The sequence below is a fragment of the Bacteriovorax sp. DB6_IX genome (genome assembly GCF_000447775.1).
GTDB lineage: Bacteria > Bdellovibrionota > Bacteriovoracia > Bacteriovoracales > Bacteriovoracaceae > Halobacteriovorax_A.
Genome location: NZ_AUNJ01000420.1, coordinates 1 through 4,232, shown reverse-complemented (window position 1 = coordinate 4,232; position 4,232 = coordinate 1). Strand labels below are relative to the sequence as shown.

4 protein-coding genes are annotated in these 4,232 nt (G+C 36.6%); 2 read left to right on the top strand and 2 right to left on the bottom strand.

Translation table 11 applies throughout. The features are described 5' to 3' along the window. The first annotated feature begins 83 nt into the window (after positions 1–83). Entirely contained in the window at positions 84–377 is a 294-nt protein-coding gene (locus M901_RS13135; protein WP_021278689.1) for a glycosyltransferase family 9 protein, read from the top strand. Next, complete coding sequence (locus tag M901_RS13130) at positions 370–1,104, top strand: inositol monophosphatase family protein (RefSeq protein ID WP_021278690.1); 735 nt, start codon at positions 370–372, stop codon at positions 1,102–1,104. Before M901_RS13135 ends, M901_RS13130 begins: the two co-directional genes overlap by 8 nt. Here the strand turns inward: M901_RS13130 and M901_RS13125 are convergent, their stop codons facing one another. Both M901_RS13125 and M901_RS13120 read right to left on the bottom strand, forming a co-directional pair. Next, the gene (locus M901_RS13125) at positions 1,105–2,085 is read right to left on the bottom strand and encodes a murein L,D-transpeptidase catalytic domain-containing protein (protein WP_021278691.1); all 981 of its coding nucleotides are present in this window, start codon (positions 2,083–2,085) and stop codon (positions 1,105–1,107) included. 62 nt (positions 2,086–2,147) lie between these two features. Beyond that, on the bottom strand, positions 2,148–4,232 hold a 2,085-nt coding region (locus tag M901_RS13120), incomplete at its 5' end, for a DEAD/DEAH box helicase (protein ID WP_021278688.1).

The window sequence follows — 4,232 nt, the reverse complement described above, 5'->3', positions numbered from 1 at the left end:
GCAAGATAAGCAAATCCTAGAGAGATTAAAAATCATTAGATAAGAATAAAAACTTAGAGTTTATTATTGAGCCTCTGGCAAAATTGCCAGCTATTATTGGTGCTTCTGACCTCTATATTGGTAATGATACAGGTCTCAAGCATTTGGCCATTGCCTGTGGTGTAAAAAGTTACACTTTCTTTGGACCAGAGCCTCCAAATGAATGGCACCCTTATAATAAAGAAAAGCATCCGTACTTCTATATTGAAGACTTAGAATGTCGAACAAGAGAAGCCCATTACTGTGGATTAAATCAGTGTGACTCCATGATATGCTTAAACGATATACAGGCCATCGATGTATTTAATACAATTAAGAAGGATCTAAGAAATGTATAGGCTAGAATTAGAACAACTTAAAATGAGTATCTATGAAAAGCTTCATGAAATCTCGGAAAGAGAACTCAAAGTTGATATAAAGAAAGATAAGTCCTTTGTCACAGAATTTGATTTATTTGTTTCAGATAAAGTAAAAGAGATATTTACAAAGAGACACCCAGACTTTCACTTTTATAGTGAAGAAGATCCTGAAAGTTTTGACTTTCCTGCGATTGTATTAGACCCAATTGATGGGACAAGAGAATTTGTTAAAGGCTATGGAGAGTGTGCCGTTTCTCTTGCCATTCTTTATTCAGCAGATGTTGATAATCCCAAAAATTTTGGATGGATATATAATCCATTTTCAGGTTTTGAGATTTCTAATAATCTTCATGTTCCTGTTGAACAGAGAACTCATGTACCACCTACAATTAATATCATGGTCTCACGAACAGAGTGGGAGAAGAACTTAATTAACCATGAGCTGAGTAGAGATACTGTTGTTATCCCAATGGGAAGTATAGCCTATAAGTTGGGGCTTCTTGCAGCAGGAGCATGTGATGTCGTAGTTTCTAAACGTGATAAAAACATCTGGGATATTGCCGCAGGAATAATTATCTGTCATGCAAGAGGAATAAAGTCATACTCGAATGGAGAACTTATCACACGATTAGATAAGAAGAGATATGATCATGATTTTATCTGGGGTAAAGAACGTGAAGTTCAAATCGTAAAAGATTTGATTTAATTACTCACACGCCCTTTCCCAGTTTGGTATATCTTTTAAGGCCTTATTATAGTCTTCTGAACAACCAGAGATAGGAACAAATGAATAATAAAGAGATCCGCCTGCGATTTTTTCCATGATATCGCGACCTTTATTCGGTGGGAAGGCCGGGCAACCAAAACTTCTTCCCATTACTTTCCCTGTGTTATAGTAAGCCTCATGCATAACAACACCTTGGGCTCTAGCTTTGTCGTTGACACCTTTTGAAAGTCCATCCATTCTCATTCCATTGAAGCTTTTTCCATCAACTCTAAATGTTGGCCATCCTTTTCTACCTTTTTTCTGCTCATCATGTGACCATGACATATAGAATTCACCAGTCTTAAAAAATCCTGGTCTTGTAAGAGCGTATTGATCGTGTTGAACTGATTTTCTAAACTTTGACGGGATACGGCAACGAACCATTCTACCATTATGATTACTGGCCCTAGTCACTTGGCCCTTATTAATTGTAGCATCTGCAAATTTAATTCTTTGGCCATTTACTTTTGCGCTCCCACTTCCGTGAGAAACTTTTTCTGTGCTGACCTTTCCCGTTCTCATATCAAGTAAGAAGAATCTTTTCTTTGTTGATGATTGTGAATAGTCTGCAATCGTTATATAGTTTTGATTCTTGAATTTCTTATTATTCTTATCATAGTAGGTGAGGGCTTGTTTTAAAGCTTCTTTTGGAACACCTGCATTGAGAAACTTCTTATAATGCTTACAAGTTCCACCTCTAAGAAATTTTTCCCCGATATTAATCATCTGCTTTGCTGTTGGTTCAACAGAGTCTGCAGGGGTTTGAATTTTTGGATCACAAATGACTTCTTCAGGCTCCGCATAAACATCAGCTTGAGTTTCAGATTCCTCAAGTTGTTTGATTATTCGGTCAATGTCCGAGTTATTAGCGTGGGCAGAGGTCGTTAAACCTAAAATCAATAGTATAAGTGCTTTCTTCATATCTTCTCCATCCTTCTAATCGGTAAGTGAAGATAAAAAGTTTATAGCCTAACTAGTTAAAATTAGTTGAAAATATCCTCAAAATCCTTCATTGTGAGTTTTCCAGTGAAGAGATTATCGTCATCGTCAGGAAGGAGATCTTTAAAGAGCTCTCGCTTCATTTCCTGTAGCTTGAGAACTTTTTCTTCCACTGTATCTTTAATAACAGGTTTAAAAACAGTTAGCTTGTTTTTCTGCCCAATACGATAGGCCCTATCAATGGCCTGACTTTCAACAGCAGGGTTCCACCATGGGTCCATAATAAAAACGTAACTGGCTGCTGTTAAGTTAAGACCAACACCACCAGCTTTTAAGGAAATCAAGAAAAGAGGCGTTTCACCTGATTGGAAAGCATCAACAGATTTTTGTCTTTTCTTCACGCTTTGTGACCCGTCAATTCTAGAATACTTCCAACATCTATCATTAAAGGCGGTTTCTATAATATCGAGATAGGTCGTGAACTGAGAGAAGATGATCGCTTGGTGACCTTCTTCAAGTAACTGTTCGACATTCTCTAGTAGGAACTCGACCTTAGTTGATTCGAGGTGCTTATAGTGTCTAGAGGCAGAGTTGTCATGATCTTGCCAGAGACAGCTCTGTCTAAGTTCAAGCAATCCTTTTAGGATCTCTCCATATTTTTTCTTCTTCGGTGCAGACTGGATTTTTGCTTTTATTGATTTGAGCTTATCCACGTAGAAATTCTTCTCTTGGTCGTTGAATCCAAGGACAACATTATTTTCTACTTTCGGTGGTAAATCAGTCAGTACTTGCGTTTTGGTTCTTCTTAAAATAAATGGTGCCGCCGACTTTCTCGCAAAGACACGAGACTTTGGGGTAGAGCTTGATCTTAAGAATCGTAAATCTCCCCAGATTCCAGGGATCGCAAGGTCAATGATATTATAGAATTCAGCGAGATCGTTTTCTACAGGGGTACCTGTTAAACAAACTCTAAAATTAGATTTAATTTTTCTTGCCGCATATGCACCTAGTGAACGCATATTCTTAAGGTGTTGAACCTCGTCCATGATAAAGATATCAAATTGATCTTCTTCAAAATAGTTTTCAAGTTCTCTTTTAAGAATACCGTAACTTGTAAGAATAACTTTCTTATCCTTAGGCATTTCTCTATTTGCCCCATGAAAAATGTGGACATCAATATTAGAAAACTTCTTAAATTCATTTTCCCAGTTTAAGAGAATTGAAACAGGGCAGACAATAAGAACTCTATCAATCTTATCGTAAATACTTTCTAGAAAGCAGATTGTTTGAATTGTCTTACCAAGACCCATATCATCAGCAAGACAGGCCCCAAGTTTATTTTCGTAGAGAAATCTTAGCCAATTGTAACCAGTCTTTTGGTACTTTCTTAGAATTTTATCGAATTGTTCAGGAACTTCGTATTGTGGCATCTTATCGAGAGTTTGAAGCTTTTCACAAAGATCGATTTCTTCTTGAGTAAGGGCCCCTTCAAGGCCTAGCTTCTTAAGTTCAAAGAGCTCAAAAATTCTTGCACGGTTAAATGGTAAGATAAACTTTTTAAAATGCCCTTCTTTAACCTCTTCCTTTGTTTCTAGCTTCGTGTACTTGTTAACAAAGCGAAGAAGATCTCTTTGGTCATTATTTAAAAGAACAACACCATTTGTCGTAATCGCAATGTTGTTTTCAAGGTCAGCGTTTTGAATGACATCCATATCGTCATCAGATATTTCTAGTTCCAGATCGAACCAACCAGATCTTCCAATTTGCTTTCTTTCAAAGCGGATTCTAGAACTCCAACTACTTAACTCTGCTTTGTTGTAGAATACCTGAACACCAAAAGGAGTTGTGATCGTGTAGAATTTAGAGAGACCTTGAACCATCGAATTCATCGATAATTGAAATATAAGTTCATTTGTATCTCTATAAGAGTATGAATATCTAAAAAACTGTTCACCAAAATCAGCAACCATTGAGTTGAAGATATGGAGAATGACTTTGTTATCAAATTTATAGAATTTCTTATTTTCTAGGTCATAGTTAAGAGTAAAGTCTTTATTAGATAAGTCTTCTATAGATCTAATCCATTGAACTTTCTTCGATTTTCCTGAGAGCTGCTTCTTATTAAGCAT

Excerpts from the sequence above, each read along its gene's own strand:
- M901_RS13130 (WP_021278690.1), top strand. The coding sequence starts at position 370 with ATGTATAGGCTAGAATTAGAACAACTTAAAATGAGTATCTATGAAAAG.
- M901_RS13125 (WP_021278691.1), bottom strand. The coding sequence starts at position 2,085 with ATGAAGAAAGCACTTATACTATTGATTTTAGGTTTAACGACCTCTGCC.